The organism is Pseudomonas sp. PA-6-3C (genome assembly GCF_021605825.1).
In the GTDB taxonomy this organism is placed as follows: Bacteria; Pseudomonadota; Gammaproteobacteria; order Pseudomonadales; family Pseudomonadaceae; genus Aquipseudomonas; species Aquipseudomonas edaphica.
In genome coordinates this window covers 1-25,905 of sequence record NZ_WKDV01000015.1, presented here as the reverse complement: position 1 = coordinate 25,905, position 25,905 = coordinate 1, and the positions used below count along the sequence as shown (strand labels likewise).

The window sequence follows — 25,905 nt, the reverse complement described above, 5'->3', positions numbered from 1 at the left end:
GCGCCTTCTCGTCATACTTCTTTGTACGAACCGTGAGAAACCATCACCCGTCTACAAGGAGTCGCGCCATGTTCAGCGTAAGTCGTCGGTCTCTTCTCGCCTTTGGCGCGGCCCTGCCGGTGCTGGGCCGCCTGGATTGGGCGGTCGCCAGCCAGCCAGCGGCTCCGGCGGACACGGTGCGGCTTAATTACAACGAAAGCCCCTACGGTCCCTCGGACTCCGTCCGCGAGGCGATGCAGCGTGGCATCGGCCTCTCCGGGCTGTACCCCTATGGTTACATGTACGGCTTGGCCGAACAGTTCGCCAAATCGCAGGGGCTTATCGAAGAACAGGTCGCTGTATTTGCCGGCTCCATGGCCGCCCTGCGCTACGCGGTGCTGGCGTTTACCAGTCAGGCCCGTGGTCTGGTGATGGCCACGCCGTCCTATGAAGTACCGCGTCAGGCCGCCGAGTCATGGAAGGCACCGGTGTACGAAGTGAGCCTCAATGCCGACCACGCCCATGACGTGCCGGCCATGCTTGCCGCCGACCCTCAGGCGGGCATGCTGTACCTGTGCAACCCCAACAACCCGACCGGCACCCTGACACCCACCGAAGCGATCCGCCAGGCGCTGGCGAACAAACCCAAAGGCTGCGTGCTGGTGGTGGACGAGGCCTACATCGACTTCTGCGACGCACAAAGCTGCGTGAGTTGGGTCAAGGATCACGACGACTTACTGGTGCTGCGCACCTTCTCGAAAATCTACGGCATGGCCGGTGCGCGCCTGGGCCTGGCGATCGGCCACCCGGTGTTGCTGGAACGGCTGGCGGTGTTTGGTGGCGACAATGTGCCGGCGGCGTCCACGTTACTCGGTGCTCGGGCGAGCCTGGAAGACCTCAAGCTGGTGCCGCAACGCAAGGCGCTCAACGCCCAATTGCGTGACGAAACCGTGGCTTGGCTAAAGGGGCGTGGTTTTGCCTGCACCGCGTCGCAAAGTAATTGCTTCATGATTAACGTGAAGCAACCGGCAGAACAGATCATCGAGAAGCTGGCGGCACAGGGCGTATTGGTCGGGCGGGTGTGGAAGGATTGGCCGCAGTGGGTGCGGGTGACGGTGGGCAATAAACAGGAGATGGCGCGGTTTCGCGAGGTGTTCGCGAGTCTTTAAAGCAACACAAAACCCATGTGGGAGCTGGCTTGCCTGCGATAGCAGCACCTCGGTCTATAAGGCAAACCGAGGTGATGCTATCGCAGGCAAGCCAGCTCCCACCTTTTGAGCAATGCGTTACTGTTGCTGCGCGATGCTGTACCCATCAAACGCCGTCTGCTGCTGCAGCGCAGTAATCACACTCTTGCGGCTCAACGGCTGCTCGGCGCCGGCGTTATCCACAAAGCTCTCGGTTTCAAGCTCAGCCTCATCACCTTCACCCACAAAGCTGAAGCCCAAAAACTCGAACGCCTCGCGGTCAACGTTGAGCTTGGAGCGCGGCGTGCGCAGCGGCAGGGTGACGCTGATGCCATCCTTGCTGATCACAAACACTTCGGCTTCTTTCTTGGCCCGTGCAGCTTTGCCCTTGCCGGCGCTTGGGTTGCTGATGGCCTGGTGAGACTGGTTCAGCACCTTGAGGGCCAGGCCGTAGACCAGCTCCTGAAACTCGGGATCGTCCTTGAAACTGGAGAGGATGCGGCTGATCGAGAACTTACTGCTCAAGTCTTCCAGGGCGATATTGTCGGCCGCCTCGGCATCCTTGAGTTGCTTGAGCTGGCCCATCAGGTCGTAGGCCTTGTCGTCGTCGAAAGCGTCATGGGCCTGGCGAATGGCCACGCGCAGTTCACGGATCTGGTCGCTTTCCTTGGAGGTGTGGAACGCGTCCAGCACCATCTCGCTGATGATCTTGGCCGCAGGCACATGCTGTGAAAGATTGATGGCGTTTTCGTATTCGGCCTTCGAGTGCAGGGCGACTACGGATTCTTCGGCGGCGTGTTCGGTGTAAGAATCAGGCATTGAAATTTCACTACTTCAGTAAACGGGAGACAAAAAAGCGTCGCGCATTTTCGGCGGCCACGCAGGTCAGGTCAAGGCAGCACACTGCCCTTATCGCGGCGCAAGGCGCTCAGCGCCCGCTGCAATCGATCGGCCCGCCCGCAGAACAGACCAACGGTAAACCCCGACACACCGCCTACGGCCAGCAACATCTCAGGTGTGCTCAACAGCAACGGATGCACGGCCTGCTGATAGCCGAAGTAGTATTTCACCGCAAAGAACAGCTGCGAGATCAACAGGGTTTTCCAGGTACCCGCCAGCACCAGCGTTTCGCCATTGGCATCGAGCCGGGCGCCATCGGCGTTGAACAGCAACATCCCCATCAGCCAGCCTGCCAGCACACCACCGACCCAGGCACCACTCGACAGGATCGAGGGCGCCAGCGACATCAGCGACCACACCACCAGCACCACCGGCAAAATCAGCAGCGAGCGGCGATTCTCACGCCCGCCCATGCAGGCCTTGATGCCGTAATAACAAATCCACAGGTAGATGGCGTACACCCACACGGGCGTGCCTTGGAGGATATCGAGCATGGGTGCTTCCTTGCAGGGGCGGGAAGCGCTGATAGTCGTTGAGCCATCATCGTTTTGTCCATCGATTTGGCGCTGACTCACATCAACACCCTCCACGGCAAAACCCGTTACAACACAAAGGCCTGATGAACCCATAAAAACAACCGCTGGCCTGCGCCGAGGGGGCTACTCCACGCCAGGTTATTAAAGGATTAATGCAATGGCCTTTTCATTGTCCCGCCTGGCCTTGCTGGGGGCGACGCTGTGTCTTGCGCTACCTCTGCACGCCGCCCCAACCCAAATCGAGCAGGGTCAATACGTGGCCCAACTGGGCGACTGCATCGCCTGCCATACCGCCAGGCACGGTCAGGTGATGGCCGGCGGGCTGGAGCTGAGCACGCCGATGGGCACGATTTATTCGAGCAACATCACGCCGGACCGCGACACTGGTATCGGTAATTACAGCTTCGAGCAGTTCGACAAGGTGATGCGTGAAGGCGTGACGCCGGCGGGCATCAACCTTTACCCGGCGATGCCGTATCCGTCCTACGCGAAGATGAGCGCAGAGGACATGCGCGCCCTGTACGCCTACCTGATGCAAGGCGTGGAGCCGGTGCGACAGGCCAACCTTGAGGCGGACATGGGCTTCCCGTTCAATCAGCGCTGGGGCCTGGCGCTGTGGAATGTTGCCTTTCTCGACAAGCAGCCGTTCCAACCCGACCCGCAGCGTAGCGCGGTGCTCAACCGTGGTGCCTACCTGGTCCAGGGCCTGGGGCATTGCGGCTCGTGCCACACGCCACGGGGCATCGCCTTCCAGGAAAAAGCCATGAGCGATACGGGCCGCAGCGGCCGGCATTACCTGGCCGGTGAAACCGTCGAGCACTGGCGCGCCCTGAGCCTGCGCAACCTGTGGACGGTGCCAGACACCGTGCAACTGCTCAAGACCGGGCAGAACCGCTTTGCCACGGTCGCTGGCAACATGGCCGATGTGATCCACCACAGCACCCAGCATTTCAGTGACGACGACCTCACGGCCATCGCCAGTTACCTCAAATCCTTGCCGCCCGGTAAAGATGATCTGCCAATGCCAGCGGTCGCCCAAGCACCGGCCGCACCGCCAGCCGACCTGTTCACCAGCCGTGGCGGCCTGGGCTATATGCAGTTTTGCAGTGATTGCCACCGCAGTGACGGCGCTGGCGTAAAAGGCCTGTTTCCACCTTTGGCCGGTAACCCGAGCATTGCCTCGAACAACCCGACTTCGCTGTTGCATATCACCCTGACCGGCTGGGAAACCGCGCAAACCGCCGCCCACCCAAGGGTCTACACCATGCCCGGTTTCAGCCGACTGGCCGATCAGGAAATCGCCGAAATTCTCACTTTCGTGCGCACCCGTTGGGGCAACGAAGGCACGCCAATCAATGCGGGCCAAGTGAAGAAACTGCGTGACCAACTCAACCCTGACACCACCGATTCGTCAGCCTTCGAAACCCCAAGGCTGGCGAATTTGCTCGCCGCACCCAACGCCGACCAGGTTGTCCGCGGCATGCGCCTGCACCTGCAAACCAAGGCGCTGCTGCCGGATAACGTCGGCAATTCGCTCAACTGCACCAGTTGCCATCTCAACGCCGGCACCGTGGCGGATGGTTCGCCGTTTGTGGGTGTGTCGGCGTTCTTCCCCAGTTACGCGCCGCGTGCGGGCAAGGTGGTCACGCTGGAGGAGCGCATCAATGGCTGTTTCCGCCGTTCCATGAACGGCAAGCCGCTGGCGCCGCAGTCGGCGGATATGCAGGCGATGGTCGCCTACTTTGACTGGATGAAAAACAACACCCGCCCTGAAGATAAAGTCGCCGGGCGTGGCGTGGGCAAGATCGACCCGGCGATCAAGCCGGACCTGGACAACGGCAAGCAGGTGTATGCCAAGCAATGCGCGGTGTGCCATGGCGATAACGGCCAAGGCCTGGCGCGTGCCGACGGCGAGCTGGTGTATCCGCCACTGTGGGGCGAGCAGTCGTTCAATATCGGCGCTGGTATGGCGCGGCCTTACACCGCGGCGGCGTTTGTGAAGCGCAACATGCCGATCGGCTTCCACGAAAAATTCCCGCTGGGGCAGGGCGGTTTGTCGGACCAGGAAGCGGTGGATGTGGCGGCGTATTTCTCTGGCCAACCGCGCCCGGATTTTCCGGACAAGGTCAAAGACTGGCCCAACGGCGGCAAGCCCGTGGATGCGCGCTACTAGTTCAACTGCTTAAGGCAGGCCTCGAGAATATCCAGGCCTTGCTCCAGCACCGCAGGCTCGGTGGTCAGCGGTGCCAGCAGGCGGATGATATGCCGCGACTTGCCGCTGGGCATCAGCAGCAAGCCGGCATCGCGTGCCAGGCTGAGCAGTTGGGTCAGTTGCTGGGGAGCGGGCGTGCCGTCGGCATGGGCCAGCTCGATGCCGCGCATGGCACCCACGCCGGTCAGGCGGCCCAGATAGGGCGACAGCTGTTGCTCGCGCCAGGCGGCATAACGGCGAACGATGGCGGCTTCCTGCTGTGACCCCCAGGTTTTCAATTGCGCGTCGGTCATCGCATCCAATGTTGCCAAAGCAGCCGCGCAGGCAATTGGGTTTCCGGAATAGGTGCCACCGAGGCCGCCTTTGGGCAAGTTGTCGAGCAGCGCCTTGCGCCCGACCACCGCGCCCAATGGCACGCCACCGGCGATGCTTTTGCCGAGCAGGATCAGATCCGGCTCGATGCCCAGGCGCGAGAAGACAAAACGCTGGCCGGTACGCCCGAAGCCGGACTGGATTTCATCGACAATCAGCAGGATGTTTTTATCATCACAGAAGCGGCGCAGGGCCTGGGCGAACTCGATGTCCAGGGCCAGAAAGCCGCCTTCGCCCTGCACCGGCTCGATGATGAAACAGGCCACATCGTTGACGTCGATTTCCACACTGAACAGACGGTCCATGGCCTTCAGGGCTTCGGCGCAGGTCACACCGTTATCGGCGCTGGGGTAGGGCAGGTGATACACCGGGCCGGGTAGTACGCCGACCTTTTGCTTGTAGGGCGCCACCTTGCCATTCAGGTTAAGCGTGGCCAGGGTGCGGCCGTGGAAGGCGCCGTCAAAGGCGATCACCGCCGTGCGGCCGGTGGCGCCGCGCACGATTTTCAAGGCGTTTTCCGCCGCTTCCGCGCCGCTGTTGGTGAGCATGCCGCTTACCGCGTAATCCACCGGGATAAACGCACAAAGGCGATCCATCAGCTCGATGTAGGGCGCATGCGGCGCGGCGTTGAAGGCATAGTGGGTGAGCCGGGTGGCTTGTTCGCGAATCGCTTCCACCACGCCTGGGTGACAGTGCCCGAGGTTGAGCACGCCAATGCCACCGACAAAATCGATATAGCGCTTGCCCGTGGTGTCCCAGACTTCGGCATTTTTACCGTGACTGAGGCTGATGGGGTGAACGATGGAAATCGACTGGCTGATGCTTTCGCGGCTCATGAATCGGGGACTCGGCAATGGCGGGCGTGTATTTATCTAAGCCGCGCAGCCGGCCTTGCCGCAAACGAAATAAAATCGCCGGGTCATTCCAAATCGGAAGGAGCTGTTGCCTAAAGGTCGTTTGTGGCCGCGCTGCAAACCTGACAATACTGCCGGGCAACCTCAGAAACCGGCGCGGGCAGTGCGGCGTCGAATAATAAAAGATTCACAGGGAGTGCCTCGAATGAACCACCTCAAAACCCTTATCGCTGCCACGGCCGTGGCGCTTGCCGGCAGTGCCCACGCGGGCGTGACCCTGGACGCGATCCAGAAAAAAGGCTTTATCCAGTGTGGCGTCAGCGACGGCCTGCCGGGCTTTGGCGTGCCGGACAGCCAGGGCAAGATGACCGGCCTCGATGTGGACGTGTGCCACGCTGTTGCCGCCGCCGTATTCGGCGATGCCTCAAAAGTGAAGTTCACCCAGTTGACCGCCAAGGAGCGATTCACCGCGTTGCAATCGGGCGAAATCGACCTGATCTCCCGCAACACCACCTGGACCAGCTCCCGCGATTCCGGCATGGGCCTGGTGTTTACCGGCGTGACCTATTACGACGGCATCGGCTTTCTGGTCAACAACAAGTTGGGCGTGACCGCCGCCAAGCAACTCGATGGCGCGACCGTCTGCATCCAGGCCGGCACCACCACCGAACTCAACGTTTCCGATTATTTTCGTACCCACGGCATGAAGTACACGCCGATCACCTTCGACACCGCCGACGAGAGCGCCAAGGGCCTGGAAGCCGGGCGTTGCGACGTGCTCACCACCGACCAGTCGGGCCTGTATGCCCAGCGCATCAAGATGGCCCACCCGGATGAGTTCGTGGTGCTGCCCGAGGTGATCTCCAAAGAGCCGTTGGGGCCGCTGGTGCGCAAGGGCGACGATGAGTGGTTCAGCATCGTCAAGTGGACCCTGTTTGCCATGCTCAATGCCGAAGAAATGGGCATCACCTCGCAGAATGTCGAGGCGCAGGCCAAGTCCACTCAGAACCCCGACGTTGCGCGGCTGCTCGGGGCCGACGGCGATTACGGCAAAGACCTGAAGCTGCGCAAGGATTGGGTGGTGCAGATCGTCAAGCAAGTGGGCAACTACGACGAAGTGTTCGAACGCAATATCGGCCAGGGCAGCGTGCTGAAGATCAAGCGCGGGCTCAATGCGTTGTGGAGCAATGGCGGCATCCAGTACGCACCGCCGGTGCGTTGACTCAGCACTGCCTCAGGTGGGAGCTGGCTTGCCTGCGATGGCCACAGGTATCTCCACAACTTTCTAAGGCCGCCACATTCCTCTGTGGCGAGCGGGCTTGCCCGCGTTGGGCTGCTCAGCAGCCCCAGTGCGGGTACCGTGATACTCCTGAAAGAACTCTGCGTCTGTTTTTTGGGGCTGCTGCGCAGCCCAACGCAGGACAAGCCTGCTCGCCACAACAGCCCACTTGTCACAGACGTGGTATGTGTAGATATCTATGCTGCGATGACGGCCTACCTGTGAGTGCATCGGTTACTGACACACGGCTAGCGCAGGCAAGCCGGCTCTCACATCACTCCGAGACCACATCCTTGCCCGCCGCCTTGGACCGATACAGCGCTTGATCGGCACGTGCCATCAGGGCAGCGGGCGTTTCGCCCATCCGCCGCTCCACTACGCCCAGGCTCAGGGTGACTTTGAAGTCGCCCACGGCGGGCATCTCGGCGATGGCCTGACGGATACGTTCGGCCATTTGCCTGGCGATGTCCAAGGTGCTTTTGGGCAGGACCACCATAAACTCATCGCCGCCCCAGCGTGCGAGCAAGTCGGCTTGGCGCATACAAGCTTGCAGGCTGTCTACCACGTTCACCAGGGTCTGGTCGCCGACGCCATGACCATGTTTGTCGTTGATCGGCTTGAAGTCATCGATATCCATGGCCACCAAGGCCAGTGGTACACGGAAGCGCTCGGCACGGTCGCACTCCTCCAGCAGCACCTTTTCCAGGCGATAACGGTTGGCGATGCGCGTCAAGGCGTCCTGTTCGGCCAGGGAACGGTTTTCGTCCAACTGCAATTGCAGTTGCTGATTGACCCGTGACAATTCAAGGGTGCGTTCGGCCACCAACGCTTCCAGCGACTGGTTGCGCTGTTGCAGCTGTTCGATGGAAATTTTGCGTGTATGGATATCGTGGTGCGCGCCGACCATGCGCGCCACTGAATTGTCGGGGTTACGTGCAATGACGTAGCCACGGTCTTCTATCCACAGGTAAGTGCCATCAGCCTTGCGGCAACGATACTCGGCCTGGTAATGGGGCGCGCGTTGGCTGATGTAGTCATCAAAAACGGCCATGACGCGTGGATAATCTTCGGGGTGGATCACGTTCTCCCAGGTGAACACGCTGTTCTCCAGGGAGTGGCGGGGGTAGCCAAGCATCATGTACCAGCCGGGGCTGCGGTACACGAAACCGGTGTTGGCATTCCAGTCCCAGATGCCGTCGCTGACCAGTTCCATCACCGTATGCAACATGTCGGCGTTGAGTTCGGAAAAGTTATTGAGCTGCGGTTTATTGCCGGATGTCTCGTTCATCTGTGCACTTCCCTGCCTGTGCTGGCTTCCAAGGCCAGTCTTCATTGACGCCGGTACACCGTGGCTGAGGTTACTCTACATCGCGGCTTGCGCGCTTTGAATAGGATGAGTGTGCTGCTTTAGTGGTGTGGCGATAGGCCATTAATCAGCAGGTGGGGCGACATACGTTGTGCTCGCCTGGCACGAGCTTTCACGCCCTGGCGGGCCTTGCTTGCGTGTTCGGTACCAGGCGTACTTCGACATGTTGACCCAGAGCCCTTGCCGCACTGGCCAGGGTGGACAGCGTCATGCCCGCGTCGTTTTGGTCCAGCGCTCGATCGACGGCGGTGCGGCTGGTATGCATACGTTCGGCCAGCGCTTTCTTGCTGACCTTCTGCACCTTCATCGCCTCTGCCAATTGCCAGGCAATAACACGCTTCAACGCTCCGGCAGAGACTTCTTCTATGAGCCCATCATCGCTGAGAAAATCATCAAAGTTGGAGCCGATATGCTTATTCATGGAATGTTCCTCAGAGCTTGTTTTTGCGATGCCTGGCGGTGTTCAGGTCGACTGAAGGCGTTTTCTGACTCTTTTTAATAAAGCCGTGCAGCAAAATCATCTGGCTGGCGACCAAGGTAAAAATGACGCGTGCAGCATTTTCACCAAGATCGGTTCGGACCTCCCAAAGGCGATGCTCCAGCTTCCTAACCAACGGCATCCCTTGCGGCCATCCGAGTTGGACCGATTTTATGTCAGTGCCTATAAGCTTTTTTGATTCCCTGGGCAGTTCCATCAGCCATTCACGCACGGGCTCGTTGCCAGCCTCGGTTCGGTAAAATGCGACGTTCAACACGAGAGGTAGGTCGTTCACAGAGAGTGCACCAAAATAGGTTCATAAGGCAATCAGCGATTGAAGGGTCTTTTCGCGAAGATTGGTCAGAGCCTGGCACTTATTTTGTGAGTGGCTGAGGTTGAAGCGTTTCAAAAAAAATCAGTAAAAATAAAGAGTTGTGAGTTTTCTGAATGGTATGTGCGAGATTGGTTTGCCAGGCGTAAGAAAACTCACTTCGGCGCCACCATGCGCGTTCGCGGCTTGCCATCCGCGTTGTGCTGGTAAATCCCCTCCGGCTGGCCCTGCTCATTGAAAAACACTTGGCCTATGCCCGCCGAATTCCACAGCCGTTCACCCGCCTCGGCGTGTTCCGGGATATGCGGCACTACCTGCATGGTGCGCCGGCGCGTGAAACCGTTGAGGGGCGAGCGCGGTGAGTAGAGCCAGCGGTTGAGGCGGTCGAACCATTCCAGCAAGCGCGCCGGGAATTGGTTCTTGATGCCGCTGCTGGTGATCTGCCAGATTTTTGGGCCGGCGCTGCGGTGGCGAATCAGCACTTCATAGACGAACGAGTAGTGCACATCGCCCGACAGGATCACGTAGTTACCTGGCGTGCGCGAGTGGCGGAAGATATTCAGGATCACCTGGGCGGCGCCGCGATGGGCCATCCAGTTTTCGGCGTCTACCAACAGCGGGTAGCCGCACCAGCTGAAGACCTTCTGCACGGTCTCGATCAGCTTGACGCCAAAGATCGGCGCGGGCGAAACGATGATGGCCGACGGGTGATCCAGCAGGGCCTGCTGCAGTTCGCTCAACGCTTCCCAGTCCAGCAGGCCGGAAGGTTGCTTGAGCGCAAACTCACTGCGCCAGCGCCGGGTGCGAGTGTCGAGCACCACCAGTGCGGGCGTGGTGGGCAGTACGTAATGCCAGTGCTGGAATTTCAGCAGGGTTTGCACTAATTCATCGTGGGCACTGGCGTGCAAGTGGTTGTCTTGAACGTTGGCGGTCAGCGCCTGGGTGTGTTCCAACAGTTTGCCAAACACATCCGGCTGGTTGCCCCAGCCCTGGCACAGCATATAAGCGAGCAGGGCATTGCCGATGATGCGCTTGGAGAATGGATGGCCGTAGGCGGTGGCCTCCCATTGCGCGCTGAGGTTCCAGTCGTCGGTGATGTCGTGATCGTCAAAAATCATCAGCGTCGACAGGTGCGCGAAGACCCGCGCAACGCCGGGCAGGCCGTCACGGAACCGATCGACCTGGACTTGTTCGTGGTCGTAGCGCAGGTGTTCCGGCGTGCTTAATGATGGCGGCTGTGGCGTGATCAACGTCCAGGGCGTGGGCGACCACACCAACAGGTACATCGCCAGTACTTCGGCAAAGGTCACCAGGTGGTTGTCGGCGGTGCTGCTGGTAAAGATCGGTTTTTTCACACCGCCGAAAAACCGTTCGCGCAGGGTCTCGTTGCTGTCCAGTGCGGGCAGCAGATCCGCGCGGTGGTAATAGCTGGCGCGATGCCCGTAGAGGCTGGCGCTGTCATCCACCACGGCGCCTTCCAGGTATTCGTCGAACAACGCCAGGCGTGCGATAAGCGCATGAATCGCGCGCAGCATGGGGCCGGCCACATCATCGGCGTAGACCTGGTCACCGCTCATCATCAGCAGCGCCGGGCGCTCGGCCGGTGTGCGCGCGTCAGCCAGCAGGCGGTCGACGCACAGCAAACCGTCATCGGCGTGGTGATGAGGTTTGCGGCAGGAACCATGCACCAACTGGTGGATGCGGCTATGCACTACGAAATTCGCCGATGGAGCATCGGCATACAGCAGGTGCGGCGCCCATTGCGCAATGCCACAGCCGTCGACCAGCAGGTCGTAGTCGATGCTCACGTCCAGCGGCAGGGCTTCATTCAGGGTAACGTCGATCAGGTGGATAAAGGCGTGGCGCCCAACGGGCACGACTTGGCACTGCTGGGTGTCCAGATCGATCGTCAGCGTTTGGCCTTGAGGCACTTGCAGCTTTAAGCACAATGGCAGGACACGACTGCCCACCAGCCAGATCACCAGACGCTGGGGTTCCAGGCGCCTGAGCAGTGGGCCGGCAATGACGGCGGGCAGTGTGTCGGATGGCGGCATGAAGCAAGCAGCTCATACAAGGTAGGACTTAAAAGGGTAACGCAGAGGATGTCAGCGTTTTGTTAAAGGCGTGCCGCAGATCCCTTGCAGCCGATTACCCTTGTTGTGTTAGAGCAGATGGCCTTGCCCCAGGGATTCCAGGGACGTTCGATAAGGCTTGGGCTTGGGCGGTGCGTTTTGCATCATGGGGTTACTGTCAGGACGTGAGGGCTTTTCAGCGGACTGGGTGGCGATTTCAGCCATTTGGTTGGCCAGTTGGAAAGCTATGTTGAACTGAAAGCCGGGCAGCATGTGGACGATACTCATGGGAAAAACCTCTTGCTCAATTGGAGGGATGTTCTCGCATCAATACTCCCTTTGACTGCGCACCCACTCAGTGGCACTGGCCGGGTTAACGTTCCCGGCCATGGGTTTCTGCATGTTTAATATCCGTAGGACTGAATGCGTTTCAGACAGACTTGGGTACCGTAAACCTGAACTCACTGCCACGCCCCAACTCACTCTCAGCCTCAATCCGCCCGCCGTGGGCCTGCACGATTCCTTGGGTGATATACAGCCCCAAGCCGCTGCCGGTGGGGTTGTTTTCGGTCTGGGTCCAGTAGCGATCAAACACATGGGGCAACTGCTCAGGCGCAATGCCTTCGCCGGAGTCGCGCACCGAAAACACGATATCTTCACCATTGCTCATGGCGCTGATGCCGATATTGCCCTGGCGTGGGGTGAACTTGATGGCATTGCCGATCAGGTTCGACAGCACCTGGAACAGGCGCTCCGGGTCGGCATGGATCAGCAGGCCGGGCTCGGCGTTGAACGACAAGTCGATGCCTTTCTCCATCGCCAACGGTGCGAGCAGCGAATAGGCCTCTTCGAACATCTGGCTGACGTCCAACGACACCGGCTTGACCACATAACGCCCGGCCTCGATTTTCGAGGTGTCGAGCAGGTCTTCCAGCAGCACATTCATACGCCCGGCGGCCTGTTGCATGGTGTCGATGGCCGAGGAAATTCGCCGTGAGGTATGTGGGCCGTCGGAGCTGAAGGCTTTCTGCATCATGCCGCAGAGCATCGAGATGACCGTCATCGGGTTGCGCAGGTCGTGGGACACCACCGCCACCAGTTCATCACGGGCGCGCACGGCTTGCTGCTCGCGCAACACTTGGCGGGCCAGGTCATTTTCCAGGGCGGAACGGCGCAGGTCGTTGGCGGCAAACCGGTCGCCGTGGCTCCACTTGGTGGAGATACCGGCCATCTCGACTTTCCAGATTTCAAACGAGGTGCGTGGGCGCAGGCGCAAACCGGTGTCGGAGGTTTCCAGGTTCAGCGGCTTGTTCGGGTCGCCGCTCCAGTTGATGTTCTCTTTGACTTCCGGGCGAAACCACAACACGCCGTTATCCACAGGCTTGGGCAGGCTCATGGCCAGAACGCCACTGGCCACTTGCTGGAACTCGGCGGCAGGCGGGTATACCGAGGCCAGGTTGTGACTGGAAAACACCGGCTCGTCGCTTTCTTGCAGCCATTTGTGCAGCGCACGGATCTGCGCAGGCTCGGGGCAATTGCCGTAACGGTGCAGTTGTTTGTCTTCGATGATCGCCACGCCGCCCGACAGGGTCAGGTCCATCAGCACCTGCGGCTGCTGGGCCAGGCCATCGAAGACGTTTTGCTCCGAGGCTTTCATCGCGCGGTCCAGCAATGCCAGGGCTTCGACTTTTTCTTCGCGCTGGCGGCTCAAGTCCAGGGCTTCCATGGCGCTGATCTGCAGCGACAGCACCTGGCCGATGGTCTGGCAAGCAACACGCAGGTCGTTGGGCACCAGCAAGGGCTCGCGGTTGCCGCAACTGATCAAGCCCCATAGCTTGTCGCCGGCCATCAACGAGATGCTCATGGACGACAGCACGCCCATGTTCTGCATGTATTGGCAGTGAATCGGCGACACGCTGCGCAAGGTGGCAAAGCTCAAGTCCAGCGGCTGGTCAGTGCCCGGACGCAGCTTGGGCAGCAGCGGCACCGGCTCGTAGGCAGCATTCGGGATGATGCGCAGCCAGTTGGTGCGGTACAGCTCGCGGGCCTGCTCGGGAATGTCGGACGCGGGGAAGAACAGCCCGTTGAACAGCTCCATGGACGGCGCCGACGCTTCGGCAATTACCTGGCCGTGGCCTTCTTCTTCGAAGCGATAGATCAGCACCCGGTCGTAACCGGTCATGGCCTGGATTTCAGTCACGCTGATCTCGTACAGCGCTTGCAGGGTTTTCGCCGACTGCAAGCGTTGCAGCATCTTGCCCAGGTCACTGGTGCGACCATTCAGGGCGCGAGGTTTGAAATCTTCAAGGCGCGGCTCAAATTCCAGCACCAGCACGTTTTGATGGCGATGCAGCAAGCCTTCAAATGGCGCACCATTGAGCGTGACATGCAGCGCCGGCGCGTCGAGAAACGCGTTGTTTTCGGCGATCGATTGCATGGCTTGGGCAGGTTCAACGCCAATTAACTGGTGCAGCGGTTGGCCCAACAGCGCTTCGGGTGCGTGGCCGAACAGGCTGGCCACGTTGGCGCTGACCTGAGTGATGCGCAGCTCAGGCTCCGACAACGTCAACAGCACACCGTGGGGCTGGATCGCGCCCGGGAAGCGAATCGGTTCGTCGGCACAGTTGGCAAGCAGCTCTTCAAAATCGTCGGGTTTCATAGCAGTACCTCCTGGCGGGCGAGCCAATGCTCGAAGCCACTGAATGTGGAGCGGGCCGCATCGACCGCGCGCTGTTTTGCGTCAGCATCCAGCGGCAGGCGGCCCAGGTAATCGAGAAAGTCTTTCCAGCGTCGACCGGTTTCGGCGCCGTATACATCAAGGAACGCTCCGCCGTTATCGGCGTGTATGTCCAGGCGCCGGGCCATTTCCCGGCGCAGCACTTGGCCGCCCAGGGTGGCGCCTTCCAGTACATACAGGGCACCGAGGCAGGCCGCGGGGGTGTCGAAGGTCGGGTGTTCGGTGCAGCGGGGCAAGGCGTTGATGGCGTTATCATTCAAGCCAAGGGCGCGCAAATCGCCCAGCAGTGTGGGGGTTTTCACACGCAGTACAGCGTCATACCCGTCGGGGATCAAGCCACTGGCGTACAGCGCTGCTTCCATCGGCCCATAAAACCCGTAGTACGCCTGGAGCAAGCGCCGATACCCGCCAGCATCCAACTGATCGGAGAAAAACGGCAAGCGCTTTTCCAACGCCACATGCAGCAAACCCGTGCCTGTGCGCAACGCTTCCAGCAATGAGGGCGCACTAACGTCATGGGCCTGTGAATGCATTCAATAAGCTCGAACTGTGGGCCTTAAGGCCATGAATGACGCGTGAAATGGGCGACGATTCTACACAAGTCATTGCCGTCAACTGTACGCACAAGGCGAAAAGCCTGACCGGCGGATCAGAAAAGTCGCTCCTTGCGTAATAAATGACCACAGGGCACTGCAGCAAGTTCGGTTTAAGTGATGTCGCGACGCTATTAGTGCATGGAGGCGCCTTGCTGGGTCAGTGCGGTTTGCACGCACTCAACCAAGTGCTCTGCACTCCAGGGCTTGGGTAAAAAACGTACAGAGCCGCCGAGTTGCGCCGCCAGCTTGGTATTGCCCGAGGTCAGCACCACCGGCACCGACGGCCAGCGATGCGCGACCACTTTGCTCAAGTCATAGCCATTGAGTAACCCCGGCATCTGGATATCACTGACGATCAGGTCTACCGGATCATCGCCGCGCTCCAGGTAAATCATGCCTTCATCCGCCGAAGGAAACGACGTCACATGAGCCCCGAAGTCCTCCAATACATCCACCATTAACGCACGAATGATTTCGTCGTCTTCCAATACCAAAATCGATGGCTGAGCCATGATCCTTACTCCACCATCAGGGTTCAGTAGGGTGGAGTAGGCGCTGGCTGAATAGGTTCGATTGGATGTTTTTTAAACGATGGGTGGTCGTTTTAGAGCGGTCGCGTGGGGTTGTCCGCAGCGGCACGGCAAGGTGGATACAGGCATAATTGGCGCACCGTTGCCTGCTGTGGAGACTTGTATGAAGTACACCTTACTGACCCTCGCCCTGGTCCTCAACACCACCCCGGCCTTGGCGGCCGGCGATGCCGAGGCGGGCGGCAAACTGTTCAGTAAAACCTGCGGCGGCTGCCACAGCATCGGTGAAGGCGCACGCGGTGGCTTCGGGCCTGAGCTTAACGGCATCATCGGTCGACCTGCCGGCACCACCACGGACTATCAGTACTCCGACGCAATGAAAAACTCCGGCGTGGTCTGGACCCGCGACAAACTCGCGGCCTATATCGAAGCGCCGAAGAAGGTGGTGAGCGGTACGCGCATGATCTTCTGGGGTATCAGCGACCCGGAAAAGATCGAAAACATCTTGGCCTACCTGGAAACCTTCCAACCCAAGTAATCATTCGCGTACGTTCATGAACAGCATCAACCGCGCACTTTCATGCAGCCCACGGGTCAGCCCCTGCAGGCGCTGAAACTCTTCGGGATGCTGCTCGGCTACATCTTCGCGCGGTGTTTGCGAAGCCAGGTCGTGCAGGGTTGGTGAGCCGCCGTCGTGCTGCATTTGCAACAGGAAGTGCTGGGTTACACCGCCGATAATCGGGAAGGTGCCTTCGTGTAGCACCAGTGGCACCACACGTTCGCCTTCCGGCGCCGGCTGCTGGATATCGCGGCCCATCGCGCCGTTGCGAAACGGCACGCCCGCCATGCCGGCCACGGTTGGCAGTAAGTCCGCCAACCCCACGGCCTCGTCAATAACGCGTGGCTCAAGCCCCGGCGCGTGGATCAGCAGTGGCACGTTGTTGCTTTCCAGGCCCAGTTGCTCAAAAGCTGGCGCCATGTGCGGGATCTGGCTGATGCGTGTGTTGTGGTCGCCGAAGAACACAAAAATGCTGTTGTCGTACCAGCCACCGGCCTTGGCGATGTCCATCAGGCGGCCGATGTTGTAATCCAGCAGGCGCACTGCGTTGTATTGCTCGACACTGCGCGAACCGGCAGCCTGGACTTGTTCCAGAGTTACGTTGTTAAGTTGGAAACCATCATTTTGCTTGGGAATGGTGAATGGCCGATGGTTACCGGAAGTTTGCAGGTAGGCAAAGAACGGCTGGCCGTTGGGCACGGCGCGCAGCAGTTGGTCGCCTTCCTTGAACAGGTCCAGGTCAGAGATGCCCCACACGTCCACGCGGGGCGAACGCCAGTGGCTTTCGTCAAACAGCTGCACGCCGTCGATGCTCTGGCGGATCAGCGCGTTGATATTCGCCCAGCCAGCGTTGCCGCCGATCATGTAGAACTTCTGGTAACCCTCGAAGGCGTTGATCAACGTGTGTTGCCGCGTGATCAGCGGGTTGCGCGTGGCGGTCTCCTGGCGGGTCACGTCGGGCACGCCGGTGATGCTCGCCCACACGGTTTTGGCGGTACCGGTGACGGGCACATAGAAGTGTTTGAAGAACCAGCTTTGCGTCGCCAGCTTGTCCAGGTTCGGCGTGGGGTTCAGCGGGTTGCCATAGGCGCCGACCGCACTGGTGCCGAGGGATTCGAGCATGACGAAGACCACGTTGGGCGGGCGCTCGCCGGCCAGCTTGTAGGGCTGCACGCCTTGTTCGCGGATGAAATTCAGCTGTTGCGCGTCAGGCTGGTCAACGCCCAGGTACTCGGCCACTTGTGGGTAATGCGTGCGCACCTGGGTTTCATCGAATTGCGACTGGCCAACCTTGAGCGTGTCGTACAAAAACAGCACCGGGTTCAGCCCCACGGCGGCGACCTGGCTGTTGCCGGAGAAGAACGCATCACTCCAGCGCAGCGGCACCGGGTTTTCCAGGTTGAGATTGGCCACCCGGCCCAGCAGGGCCAGCAGCACAATGACCACACCGATCACGGACACCGACGCCACTGTGAGTTTGCCGATGGTTTTGGGCGCACGATCCAGCGTCAATCGCTCCAGGCACACCAGCGCCCACACCCACACGGCCACCGCCGCCAACCAGCAGGCAGTTATCCACAGCACTGGGTAGGTTTCCCACACCATCTGTTGAGAAATCTGCGCGTCTTGCAGATAGCGCAGCACCGTCGCGTTGATGCGCACGCCGAGGTAGGCGTAGTGGCCGAAGTCGATGATGTAGATGAGGCCTACCACGGCCAGTGCAATCAGCAGATAGCCGCGTGCCAGCCAGCGCAGGGCGGGCAGGGTGATAAGGTTCCAGCGCGGTAGCCAGGCGAGCACGGCCACGGGTAGCAGGAGCAACACCGCCAGGCGCAGGTCGAAACGCAGACCGATGCCGAGGGTTTCCAGCAAGCCCTCGGTATTTAAATCCAGGCCGGAAAAGCTGATTAAAAACACCAGCCGCAACGCCGCCAGCAGCACAAACACCAACCCGATCGCGCCCACGCCGTAGCGCAGGCGGCGTGATTGCAACGCAGTCATCGTTAACCTTCCCCATTTCAAAAAACGACGCAGACCCACTGTGGGAGCTGGCTTGCCTGCGATAGCGGTGTGTCAGTGGCTGATGTACTGCCTGAGGCGGCGCATTCGCAGGCAAGCCAGCTCCCACAGTTTGAGTTGCATTAATCCAGCTACCAGGCAGTAGCCCATCAACAGCGGGTCGACCAGGTAATCCCAATAGTTCTCCGATGCCTTGAGCCGCAGCGCAAACGCCAACGTGCCCACCGCCAGCATCCACACCGCCAACCTGTTGCGCAGGGCCAGCATCAACAGCGTCAATGCGCCTATCAACACAATCATCGGCCGAGGGTTAAACCCCCAGCGGTACGGGTCGAAATACGTCAGCCCCATCGCCGCCGGGTACAACAGCAGGCACAGCCCGCCAAACAGCACCAGCAGTTGCAGCTGATGTGCCCGGCCAAGCGGCTGCACCAGCCCCAACCGGCACACCGCCACCCACGCCAACAACACCAAGGTGCTGATCGCCAGGTCATCGGTAAAGCTGCGCACATACGCCGCCAACGGCAGTTCATTCACCGGAATAAAGCTCAACGCCACCAACACCGGCAGCAGCCATGGCCGCCACGGGGCGGTGAACCGGAACGTGCTGAGCAGCACAAACCCCAGCAATACAAAACTCAAATGGGCTTGCCACAACGCCATCATCACAAGCGCTCCGCCAGCCAGGCTTCGTTGAAGCTGACATGTTTGATAAAGGTGTTATTCCACGAGTAGACCAAGTGGTACATGCCGTCCGGGCTGCGGCTGAAGTACGGGTATTCGTATTCGAAATCACAGCCACGGGGTTTGCACACGCGGTAATCCAGGTTGCTCAGAAAGCGCTGTTCCAGTGGCAGGCGCTTGGCGCCGCTGGAGGCGCGGAAGCCTTCGCCGATGATTTCTTTATAAGCCTCTGGAGAGAACGGTTGGCCGAGCGGGTCCGGCGACTGGTCCAATTGCACCAACGTGCGCCATTGCGTCATTTGCGCGTCGGTGCCGTAGAGGCTGAGCTTGAAGCGGCCGTCTTGCAGGTCGTTGAGGGCGACGAGTAGACCATCGTCTTCAGTCCCTACGGCCGCCAGCGAAGAATTGGGGTTGGCCGGTTCCAGCGGGAACGGCTCGCTCCAGGTTTGCCCGGCATCCTCGGTGCGGCTGGCGAGCACGCGGTGATGGGTTTCACCGGCGTAGCGCAGCATCGCCACGGCCCGCTGGCCGTCTTGCGCCACGATGGTTGGCTGCAGCGAATGTTTGCCGCGGCTGATACGGAATTTGTCGATCACCGCGCCGTCGGCACTCAAGTACAGGTACTCGGCAAACTTGCCCATGAACTCGTGATACACCGGCAGGCCAATCGAGCCGTCGGCATGGAACACCGGCGCGGCGCGTACCAAGGTGCTGATATTGAAAAACGGCGAGGTCACCAATTGCCGAGGCGCCGACCAGTTCGCGCCGAGGTCATCGGAGACCATCACGTTGATCGCACTGGTGGCCCAGCCGCCGACTGACACTGACACGTAAAACATCCACAGGCGTTTATCCGGCCCCAGGGCAATCACTGGGTTGCCCAGCTTGCGAATGTAACGCTGGGTGCCGTCGCGTGTGCTTTCCCGCGTGGCCAACACCTGCTCGCCGCCCCATTCGCCACTGCGTGCATCAAACCGCGCCGTGCGCACCTGCACATCGGCGGCGCCTTCGCGGGAGCCGGCAAACCACACAGCCATCAAGTCGCCGCCGGGCAGGGCGGTCACGGAGGAGGAGTGCACAAAGTCGGTGAGCTGTGAGGACACAAAACGGCTGTTGTATTGCGGGGCTGCCGCCACCTTCGCCGGGCTCGGGTTCGCCTGGGCAAACGGTGCCAGCACGTGGGGCGGATGGCTCAGCCAGGCGGCGATAAAGACGCCTAGCAGGCTGAAGATCAGTAGGGCACAGCGCATAGGGAACCTGTGAGAAGAAAGGATGACGGCGCACGTTCACCCGGCAGGCGCTTCCTGCGGCCGGTGAGCGTGCATAACGACAGGTGGTCCCGTACCTGCCGGCACAGTGCAAAACCAACCTTAGCGCAACCTTAGTTGGCAACGAGCCGTAACATCTTTGCCCGAATAGCCCTGCGTAGAACCGGCATGATTTCGCCGTTTCCTACAGAGATTTCGCTATGCGCCTACTCCTCGTCGAAGATGATCGCGCCCTCGGCCAAGGCATTCGCGTGGCATTGGGCGCCGAAGGCTACACCCTGGATTGGCTGCAAGACGGCCTCAGCGCCTTGCACGCCCTGCGCACCGAAAGTTTTGATCTGCTGCTGCTCGACCTCGGCCTGCCGCGCCTCGATGGTCTCGACCTGTTGCAGCAACTGCGCGCCGGGCAGCATGACCTGCCGGTGCTGATCCTCACCGCCCGCGATGGCACCGCCGAACGCATCGCCGGCCTGGATGCCGGCGCCGACGACTACCTGATCAAACCCTTCGATGTCGAGGAACTCAAAGCCCGCGTGCGCGCGCTGTTGCGCCGCAGCCAGGGCCGCGCCCAACCCATGCTCGAACACGCCGGCGTCAGCCTCGACCCGGCCACCCAGCAAGTGCGCTACCAGGGCGATGAGATCATCGTCACCCCGATGGAATACCAACTGCTGCACCAACTGATGGTGCGCCCCGGTAAAGTTGTGACCCGCGAGCGGCTGTCTCGCGCCCTGTATGGCTGGCAGGACCGGGTGGAAAGCAATACGTTGGAGGTGTTGATCCATAACCTGCGCAAGAAGTTATCCACAGAGCTGATCCGCACTGTGCGCGGCGTGGGCTATGTGCTGGCGCTCAAACCATGAGTTCGGTACGCGCACGCATCATTATTCCGGTGCTGGTCCTGATCCTGCTCGGCGACGCCCTGATCAGCTGGCTGGTGCTGCGCGACAGCCACCACGAAATCGAAGAAGTCTACGACGCCCAACTTGCCCAAAGTGCCCGCCTGCTGCAAGGCGTACTGCGCCAGCGCGAACCTGGCGACGCAGACTGGGGCCGCTTGTACGAGGCGTTCGACCAGGCCATGAGCCGCGTGGGCGAGGAGGGCGTGGCCCATCCTTATGAGACCCGGCTGACCTTCCAGGTCTGGCGCAGCGACGGGCAACTGCTCATGCGTTCTGCCGAAGCCCCTGTCCTCACTGCACCGCCCACTACGCTCGGCGCCCATGACCTGATGGACAGCGGCAACGACTGGTGCGCCTTCCTCCTCGCCGACCCGCAACAAGGCCTACTGATTTGGGTGGGCGAGCGTGACGACGTTCGCCAGAGTGTGATCGAGCGTATCGTGCGCCACACCCTCTGGCCTACCGTGATAGGCGTGCCGCTGCTGACCGTACTGATCTGGTTGGCCATTGGCTGGGGGCTGACGCCCTTGCGCACCATGGCCCGCAAGCTGCGCGGGCGTAACACCAACGCCTTGCAACCGCTGCACGTGAACCCTCTGCCGAGCGAGCTGGAGCCGATGCAAACCGCACTCAACCGGCTGCTGGTGCAGATGGACGACCTGCTGGAACGCGAACGCCGCTTCATCGCCGACGCCGCCCACGAGTTGCGCACACCGTTGGCGATCCTGCGCATCCACGCGCAAAACGCCCAAAGCGCTGCCACCGAAGAACAACGGCGCGAAGCCCTGGACTTTCTGGTAAACGGCGTCGACCGCGCCACACGCATTGGCAGCCAACTGCTGACCATGGCCCGCATCGAGCCACAACTGAGCAACCCCGTGCGCAAGCCCGTGCAACTGACGGAACTGGTGCGCGAAGAACTCGCCGAGCTGACGCCCCTGGCCATGGAGAAAGGCGTGGAACTGGTGCTGGAAGGCGATGAAGAATGTTGGGTGCAGACCGAGCCGGTGGCGTTGGCGATTGCGTTGCAAAACTTGGTGACCAATGCGCTTAACTTTTCGCCGGTGGGTGGCGAGGTACGGGTGGTGATCGGCGTTAATGGTTTGCGCGTGGAGGACCAAGGGCCGGGGATTGATGAGGCGCAGATGGGGCGCTTGTTTGAGCGGTTTTACAGCCGGGATAACGCCAATGGCGCCGGGTTGGGGTTGGCGATTGTAGAGATGATTGTGGGGATGATTGGCAGTACGTTGAGCCTGCGAAATTTGGAGCAGGGCGGCTTGTGCGCGCAGTTGGTTTTTGACCAGAAAGTGCCGCGTAACATAACCGATTAATGATCCCCACCTGTTACGAGCCAACGGCCTCGTTGTGGCGAGCAGGCTTGCCCTGCGTTGGGCTGCGAAGCAGCCCCAAAGATAGAACTGCTGCACGTCCATCTCGACCGTGAGTACCCTCAGGTATTCAGAGACGGGCGGAGTTTCTTGTTTATCAGCGAACCACTGCGCATGGGATCTAGTTTTTCCGAGTGAGCTCACATTTGTGCAGCTTCGTAATCGAGAGCAATGAAATAGTCGCTTTTCGAAAGAACGATTTCATGAACGAAGAATGGTTGCACATGCGTTAGCCAATCCCGGCGTAGTTCAAACATACCGTTATTCACGGCCTCTCCCTTCGAGAGCCCAAGCTTTGTAACGACGGAGTAGTCCTCGCCCAAGTCCTTTGAGTCTTCCGTGCCACACGCGTATTCCGTGGTTTTGTCGAACCATTCCAATCTCACTTTAAGTCCCATGCGGCCTCACAAGTATTTTTTGATGTTTCGCTTTTTCTTTGCCGGCTTTAGCTGTTCGCCGGTTATATGACTGAAAGCCCCGAGGTGGCTTCCGTCACTTGCCAGATAGGCTTCCAGCTCGCCGTGTTGTGAGTCCCATTCATAAATCGTTCGTCCTTTTTCATCAATCCAGCGCTCTCTTAACCCGCCACCTCCCTGTTTTGGAGTTTTAGGCTTTGTTTTTATCAGGTTTAGAAAGCCGCTTATTTGCTCCTCTTTAGGCGCCTTGTGGTATTTGTGATCCCCAGCCCGAACACTCACCACTACATACAGCGGCCGAACCCCCGACTCCACCGGGAACACCAGAATAAAATCCCGATACTGCGGTGGGTAAATCGGGTTCACCAGAATCTGCGCCGCCTTCTCCGTCGGCGGATAAATCCAGATCACCGGCGCTTGCGGCGCAGCCTCCAAGGCGGGAATCCCCAGCGTGTCGCGCGGATCAACCGCTGGCGTCCAGATCAGCTCCACGCCCTCACCCAAATCCGCCACAAACTGATCGCCACGGCTTTGGAACTGCACCACATCGATCATCTGCCAATCGGGGTTGTTGCCCGTGTAAAACCCATATCCCTTGAGTGTGCCGTCCTCACGCTGCTCGACATGCAAACGCATCTGCGACCGTACCCGTTGCAGCGAGCGTAATTGCTCCTCGCTGTAGAGCGCGCTATCGCCCAGCGCCGATGGCCATAACAACGCGACCAACCCACTCAACAGCCCACCGGCGACAGTGCCAACAGCAGTCGCTGCCGACTCCACTGCCGCCGATCGCAACGCCAATTGCCCCAAGCCGACAGGCAGGGCACTGCCGCTGATCTTGCGCAAGGCAACCGCGCCACGGCTGTCTACCTCGTGGCCACCCAACAGGCTGAAATGGCCATAGTCCTTGATCAACTCCAGCGGTACGTAGCCGGTGGGGTCGCTGTAGCGAATGATGCCGTTGGGCAGTTGGCAGGGTTTTGTGAAGACGCAACCGGGCGGTTTGGCGGGTGTTGGCGCTGGGGTGGGAGGCGGCTCAAATAAATCAATCGGCGGTGAGTAAGGCGCGCGCTTCGGCTGCGGCGTCAGGATCCGCCGTTTGAGTTGTTCTTCTTCGGTAATGGGGTACGAGCGTTCTGACATGACTGGCTCACTTCCTTGTGTGGGAGTGAGCCTATGAGGTGGGAGCGGAGGCTTATGTCGGCTTCGTTCGATGGTTGGTGTGGGAAAAGGAGACTAGCGTTTGGTTAGTCAGGACTGTTTCGATTATTGCGATTTTCGTTTGTTTCGTTTAGCTTTGATTCAACCGAATTGTGTAACACCGGAGCTGCATCATGATCACCAATCAACTCCCCAAAACGATCCTGCCGCTGGAAAAGGAAGTCGAAGCCGCCGTGCAAGGCCAGCGAGAACTGGCATCTTTGCTTTCGACCAAATTTGAAACCCAGCGCATCGACATCTTCGACAAAGAAGACAAACCCCACACACTTGTACTCCCGACCTCAGCCCTGCGCCTGTTGGTCGACATCCTGGGCGAATTGGCTATCGGTAACGCCGTCAAGGTCGTGCCGGTGCATGCCGAATTGACCTCTCAGGAGGCCGCCGACCTGCTCAACGTTTCGCGCCCGCACCTGGTCAAGATGCTGGAGGAGGGCGCCATTCCTTTTACAAAAACGGGCCGGCATCGGCGAATCCGGTTTTCGGATCTGATGGCGTTCAAGCAGCGCCGTGATGAAGAAAGCCAAGAGGCAATGGAAGCGCTGGCGCAACAAGCTCAGGCGTTGGGAATGGGGTATGACGGATGAGGTGTTCGCCGTTTACTGCGGTATACGATGCGTGTGTTCTCTACCCGGCGGCACTCCGGGATTTGCTGATGTGGCTTGGTTTGTCGGGACTGTATCGAGCTCGATGGACGAGCCAGATCCATGAGGAGTGGAAGCGCAACGTTCTCAAAAACCGACCGGATCTTACGGCTGAGCAAGTCAATTGCACGTCGGCGCTGATGGATAAGGCGATACCCGATGCATTGGTGACGGGGTACGAGGATCTGTGTTCGAGTTTGGATTTGCCTGATCCTGATGACCGTCATGTGCTGGCGGCGGCGATTCGAAGCAAGGCTGAAGTTATCGTGACCTTCAATTTGAAAGATTTCCCGGCGCATATCCTGGCTGCCTATGACATTGAGCCTATGCATCCGGATGACTTTATTTCGGATCTGTGGGATTTGGATCAGGCGGCGGTGTTGGGGGCGGCGCAGAAGCAAAGGCGGACGTTGAAGCGGCCGCCGATGGAGGCTGGGAGTTATCTTGAGATGTTGATGCGCCAGGGGTTGGTGCAGACGAGTAAGGTGCTTGGGCCATATGGGGTGATGTTGTAGGTTCGAATGAGCGGGCCTATTTGCTCGAACGCTCCCACCGAAATTTTTCGCCACAGATAACGCCTATTAGCCGTGCCGCTTTCTGCGCTACTTTCCGCCCGGTCACTGCAAATTCAGTGACCGGGCCTGATAACCCGTGGAACAATAGGCGCTCAAGCGTCTCCAGCACCATGCCGGCGCTTTTTTTGCGTCCGCACATCCGTGTTATGGCGGCTGTGCGCGGGAGGCCCTCGGGCCTGCCGGGTTCCTATTGTCCCGGTTTATCAGCCTGCGCACAGCTGCCACCCTTTCGCCTGATAACGAATGTGGCAGCTTCTCGACATTAGGAGCTAAATCCATGAGTATTTCTGACAGGTCATATCCTCGTAATACTGCAACCCACACCACCGCCCAGCCCGGAGGTGCCCAATGATCAATCCACCTCTCAACAAAACCCTCGGCATCATCACCTTCTCCACCTGCGGCAAACAGCCCAACCTGCACCGTCTATTCCGCGTCAATGCTGGCGTGCCCATTCGTGACGCCCTGGAGCATGCTTCCGAGTTGCTGCACTGTTCCAAAATGCTCGCATTGGATGCGGCCATGGACAAAGGCGCGGACCGTTATGCCTGGGCGGCGCATTATTTGGGGGAGATGGCGAAGGCGGTGGTGGATGATTTGGCGAATGGGATGTTGCCCAATGGGGTGATGGAGGAGGGGGACGCTGTTTCGGTGTAAGCGGGTGGTTTGAGGGTGTGGCGGCTGGCGTCATCGCAGCATAGGTATCTACACAACTTTTGAAGGCCGCCACTTTCTCCTGTGGCGAGCAGGCTTGTCCTGCGTTGGGCCGCGAAGCGGCCCCAAACCCTGACACTGAGTACTTT

25 protein-coding genes are annotated in these 25,905 nt (G+C 59.8%); 9 read left to right on the top strand and 16 right to left on the bottom strand.

The genetic code is table 11. The features are described 5' to 3' along the window. Nucleotides 1–68 precede the first annotated feature (68 nt). Entirely contained in the window at nucleotides 69–1,148 is a 1,080-nt protein-coding gene (gene ptaA, locus GIW48_RS12445) for a pyoverdine biosynthesis transaminase PtaA (protein WP_236460460.1), read from the top strand. 117 nt (nucleotides 1,149–1,265) lie between these two features. Here ptaA and GIW48_RS12440 read toward each other — a convergent pair whose 3' ends face one another. After that, nucleotides 1,266–1,985, bottom strand: coding sequence for a hypothetical protein (locus GIW48_RS12440; protein ID WP_017135403.1), 720 nt, complete (start codon nucleotides 1,983–1,985; stop codon nucleotides 1,266–1,268). A gap of 71 nt (nucleotides 1,986–2,056) precedes the next feature. Continuing rightward, the gene (locus tag GIW48_RS12435; protein WP_170040532.1) at nucleotides 2,057–2,560 is read right to left on the bottom strand and encodes a DUF6622 family protein; all 504 of its coding nucleotides are present in this window, start codon (nucleotides 2,558–2,560) and stop codon (nucleotides 2,057–2,059) included. 199 nt (nucleotides 2,561–2,759) lie between these two features. On the opposite strand from GIW48_RS12435, the gene GIW48_RS12430 reads away from it, so the two are divergent. Further along, nucleotides 2,760–4,775 (top strand): c-type cytochrome, encoded by a 2,016-nt coding sequence (locus GIW48_RS12430; RefSeq protein ID WP_236460459.1) that lies wholly within the window; start codon nucleotides 2,760–2,762, stop codon nucleotides 4,773–4,775. Here the strand turns inward: GIW48_RS12430 and GIW48_RS12425 are convergent. After that, nucleotides 4,772–6,022, bottom strand: coding sequence for a 2-aminoadipate transaminase (locus GIW48_RS12425; RefSeq protein ID WP_236460457.1), 1,251 nt, complete (start codon nucleotides 6,020–6,022; stop codon nucleotides 4,772–4,774). The genes GIW48_RS12430 and GIW48_RS12425 overlap by 4 nt on opposite strands. Nucleotides 6,023–6,245: 223 nt before the next feature. Here GIW48_RS12425 and GIW48_RS12420 point away from each other — a divergent pair, with 223 nt between their 5' ends. Continuing rightward, complete coding sequence (locus GIW48_RS12420) at nucleotides 6,246–7,262, top strand: amino acid ABC transporter substrate-binding protein (protein ID WP_170040537.1); 1,017 nt, start codon at nucleotides 6,246–6,248, stop codon at nucleotides 7,260–7,262. 331 nt (nucleotides 7,263–7,593) lie between these two features. Here GIW48_RS12420 and GIW48_RS12415 read toward each other — a convergent pair whose 3' ends face one another. The 8 genes from GIW48_RS12415 to GIW48_RS12380 form a co-directional block, all read right to left on the bottom strand. Then, a complete protein-coding gene (locus GIW48_RS12415; RefSeq protein ID WP_236460456.1) occupies nucleotides 7,594–8,607 on the bottom strand; it encodes a sensor domain-containing diguanylate cyclase in 1,014 nt (337 codons plus the stop codon). Nucleotides 8,608–8,797: 190 nt separating this feature from the next. Beyond that, complete coding sequence (locus GIW48_RS12410; protein WP_236460455.1) at nucleotides 8,798–9,106, bottom strand: helix-turn-helix domain-containing protein; 309 nt, start codon at nucleotides 9,104–9,106, stop codon at nucleotides 8,798–8,800. Between the two features lie 10 nt (nucleotides 9,107–9,116). After that, nucleotides 9,117–9,458 (bottom strand): type II toxin-antitoxin system RelE/ParE family toxin, encoded by a 342-nt coding sequence (locus tag GIW48_RS12405; RefSeq protein ID WP_017135409.1) that lies wholly within the window; start codon nucleotides 9,456–9,458, stop codon nucleotides 9,117–9,119. A 191-nt stretch (nucleotides 9,459–9,649) separates the two neighbouring features. After that, entirely contained in the window at nucleotides 9,650–11,548 is a 1,899-nt protein-coding gene (locus tag GIW48_RS12400) for an alkaline phosphatase D family protein (RefSeq protein WP_236460454.1), read from the bottom strand. Nucleotides 11,549–11,656: 108 nt separating this feature from the next. After that, nucleotides 11,657–11,854 carry a hypothetical protein gene (locus tag GIW48_RS12395; RefSeq protein ID WP_170040543.1) on the bottom strand — a complete coding sequence of 66 codons (198 nt, stop codon included), beginning with the start codon at nucleotides 11,852–11,854 and terminating at the stop codon, nucleotides 11,657–11,659. 142 nt (nucleotides 11,855–11,996) lie between these two features. After that, on the bottom strand, nucleotides 11,997–14,225 hold the full coding sequence (locus GIW48_RS12390; RefSeq protein WP_236460453.1) for an ATP-binding protein: 2,229 nt from the start codon (nucleotides 14,223–14,225) through the stop codon (nucleotides 11,997–11,999). After that, nucleotides 14,222–14,836: a biliverdin-producing heme oxygenase gene (locus GIW48_RS12385; protein ID WP_169988409.1), complete on the bottom strand. Its 615-nt coding sequence runs from the start codon at nucleotides 14,834–14,836 to the stop codon at nucleotides 14,222–14,224. The genes GIW48_RS12390 and GIW48_RS12385 overlap by 4 nt, the downstream gene beginning before the upstream one ends. Before the next feature lie 194 nt (nucleotides 14,837–15,030). Beyond that, entirely contained in the window at nucleotides 15,031–15,411 is a 381-nt protein-coding gene (locus tag GIW48_RS12380; protein ID WP_017135414.1) for a response regulator, read from the bottom strand. 181 nt (nucleotides 15,412–15,592) lie between these two features. On the opposite strand from GIW48_RS12380, the gene GIW48_RS12375 reads away from it, so the two are divergent. Beyond that, the gene (locus GIW48_RS12375; protein ID WP_169988406.1) at nucleotides 15,593–15,967 is read left to right on the top strand and encodes a c-type cytochrome; all 375 of its coding nucleotides are present in this window, start codon (nucleotides 15,593–15,595) and stop codon (nucleotides 15,965–15,967) included. Here the strand turns inward: GIW48_RS12375 and GIW48_RS12370 are convergent, their stop codons facing one another. The 3 genes from GIW48_RS12370 to GIW48_RS12360 all read right to left on the bottom strand — a co-directional run bounded on the left by GIW48_RS12370 (nucleotide 15,968) and on the right by GIW48_RS12360 (nucleotide 19,941). After that, nucleotides 15,968–17,989 (bottom strand): LTA synthase family protein, encoded by a 2,022-nt coding sequence (locus tag GIW48_RS12370; protein ID WP_236460452.1) that lies wholly within the window; start codon nucleotides 17,987–17,989, stop codon nucleotides 15,968–15,970. 72 nt (nucleotides 17,990–18,061) lie between these two features. Beyond that, the gene (locus tag GIW48_RS12365) at nucleotides 18,062–18,673 is read right to left on the bottom strand and encodes a hypothetical protein (RefSeq protein ID WP_236460451.1); all 612 of its coding nucleotides are present in this window, start codon (nucleotides 18,671–18,673) and stop codon (nucleotides 18,062–18,064) included. Then, on the bottom strand, nucleotides 18,673–19,941 hold the full coding sequence (locus GIW48_RS12360; RefSeq protein ID WP_236460450.1) for a sialidase family protein: 1,269 nt from the start codon (nucleotides 19,939–19,941) through the stop codon (nucleotides 18,673–18,675). The genes GIW48_RS12365 and GIW48_RS12360 overlap by 1 nt, the downstream gene beginning before the upstream one ends. Nucleotides 19,942–20,159: 218 nt before the next feature. Here GIW48_RS12360 and GIW48_RS12355 point away from each other — a divergent pair, with 218 nt between their 5' ends. Together GIW48_RS12355 and GIW48_RS12350 are read left to right on the top strand one after the other, a co-directional pair. After that, nucleotides 20,160–20,822 carry a response regulator gene (locus GIW48_RS12355; protein WP_017135419.1) on the top strand — a complete coding sequence of 221 codons (663 nt, stop codon included), beginning with the start codon at nucleotides 20,160–20,162 and terminating at the stop codon, nucleotides 20,820–20,822. After that, the gene (locus tag GIW48_RS12350) at nucleotides 20,819–22,192 is read left to right on the top strand and encodes an ATP-binding protein (protein WP_236460449.1); all 1,374 of its coding nucleotides are present in this window, start codon (nucleotides 20,819–20,821) and stop codon (nucleotides 22,190–22,192) included. Before GIW48_RS12355 ends, GIW48_RS12350 begins: the two co-directional genes overlap by 4 nt. Before the next feature lie 197 nt (nucleotides 22,193–22,389). Here the strand turns inward: GIW48_RS12350 and GIW48_RS12345 are convergent, their stop codons facing one another. Both GIW48_RS12345 and GIW48_RS12340 read right to left on the bottom strand, forming a co-directional pair. Next, complete coding sequence (locus GIW48_RS12345) at nucleotides 22,390–22,647, bottom strand: colicin E3-like toxin immunity protein (protein WP_169988399.1); 258 nt, start codon at nucleotides 22,645–22,647, stop codon at nucleotides 22,390–22,392. A gap of 6 nt (nucleotides 22,648–22,653) precedes the next feature. Beyond that, on the bottom strand, nucleotides 22,654–23,808 hold the full coding sequence (locus tag GIW48_RS12340; RefSeq protein WP_236460448.1) for an S-type pyocin domain-containing protein: 1,155 nt from the start codon (nucleotides 23,806–23,808) through the stop codon (nucleotides 22,654–22,656). 191 nt (nucleotides 23,809–23,999) lie between these two features. Here GIW48_RS12340 and GIW48_RS12335 point away from each other — a divergent pair, with 191 nt between their 5' ends. The 3 genes from GIW48_RS12335 (at nucleotide 24,000) to GIW48_RS12325 (ending at nucleotide 25,759) form a co-directional block, all read left to right on the top strand. Then, entirely contained in the window at nucleotides 24,000–24,470 is a 471-nt protein-coding gene (locus tag GIW48_RS12335; protein ID WP_017135424.1) for a helix-turn-helix domain-containing protein, read from the top strand. After that, the gene (locus GIW48_RS12330) at nucleotides 24,467–25,042 is read left to right on the top strand and encodes a PIN domain-containing protein (protein ID WP_099549466.1); all 576 of its coding nucleotides are present in this window, start codon (nucleotides 24,467–24,469) and stop codon (nucleotides 25,040–25,042) included. Before GIW48_RS12335 ends, GIW48_RS12330 begins: the two co-directional genes overlap by 4 nt. A 408-nt stretch (nucleotides 25,043–25,450) precedes the next feature. Then, a complete protein-coding gene (locus GIW48_RS12325) occupies nucleotides 25,451–25,759 on the top strand; it encodes a DUF3077 domain-containing protein (protein WP_017135426.1) in 309 nt (102 codons plus the stop codon). Nucleotides 25,760–25,905 lie beyond the last annotated feature (146 nt).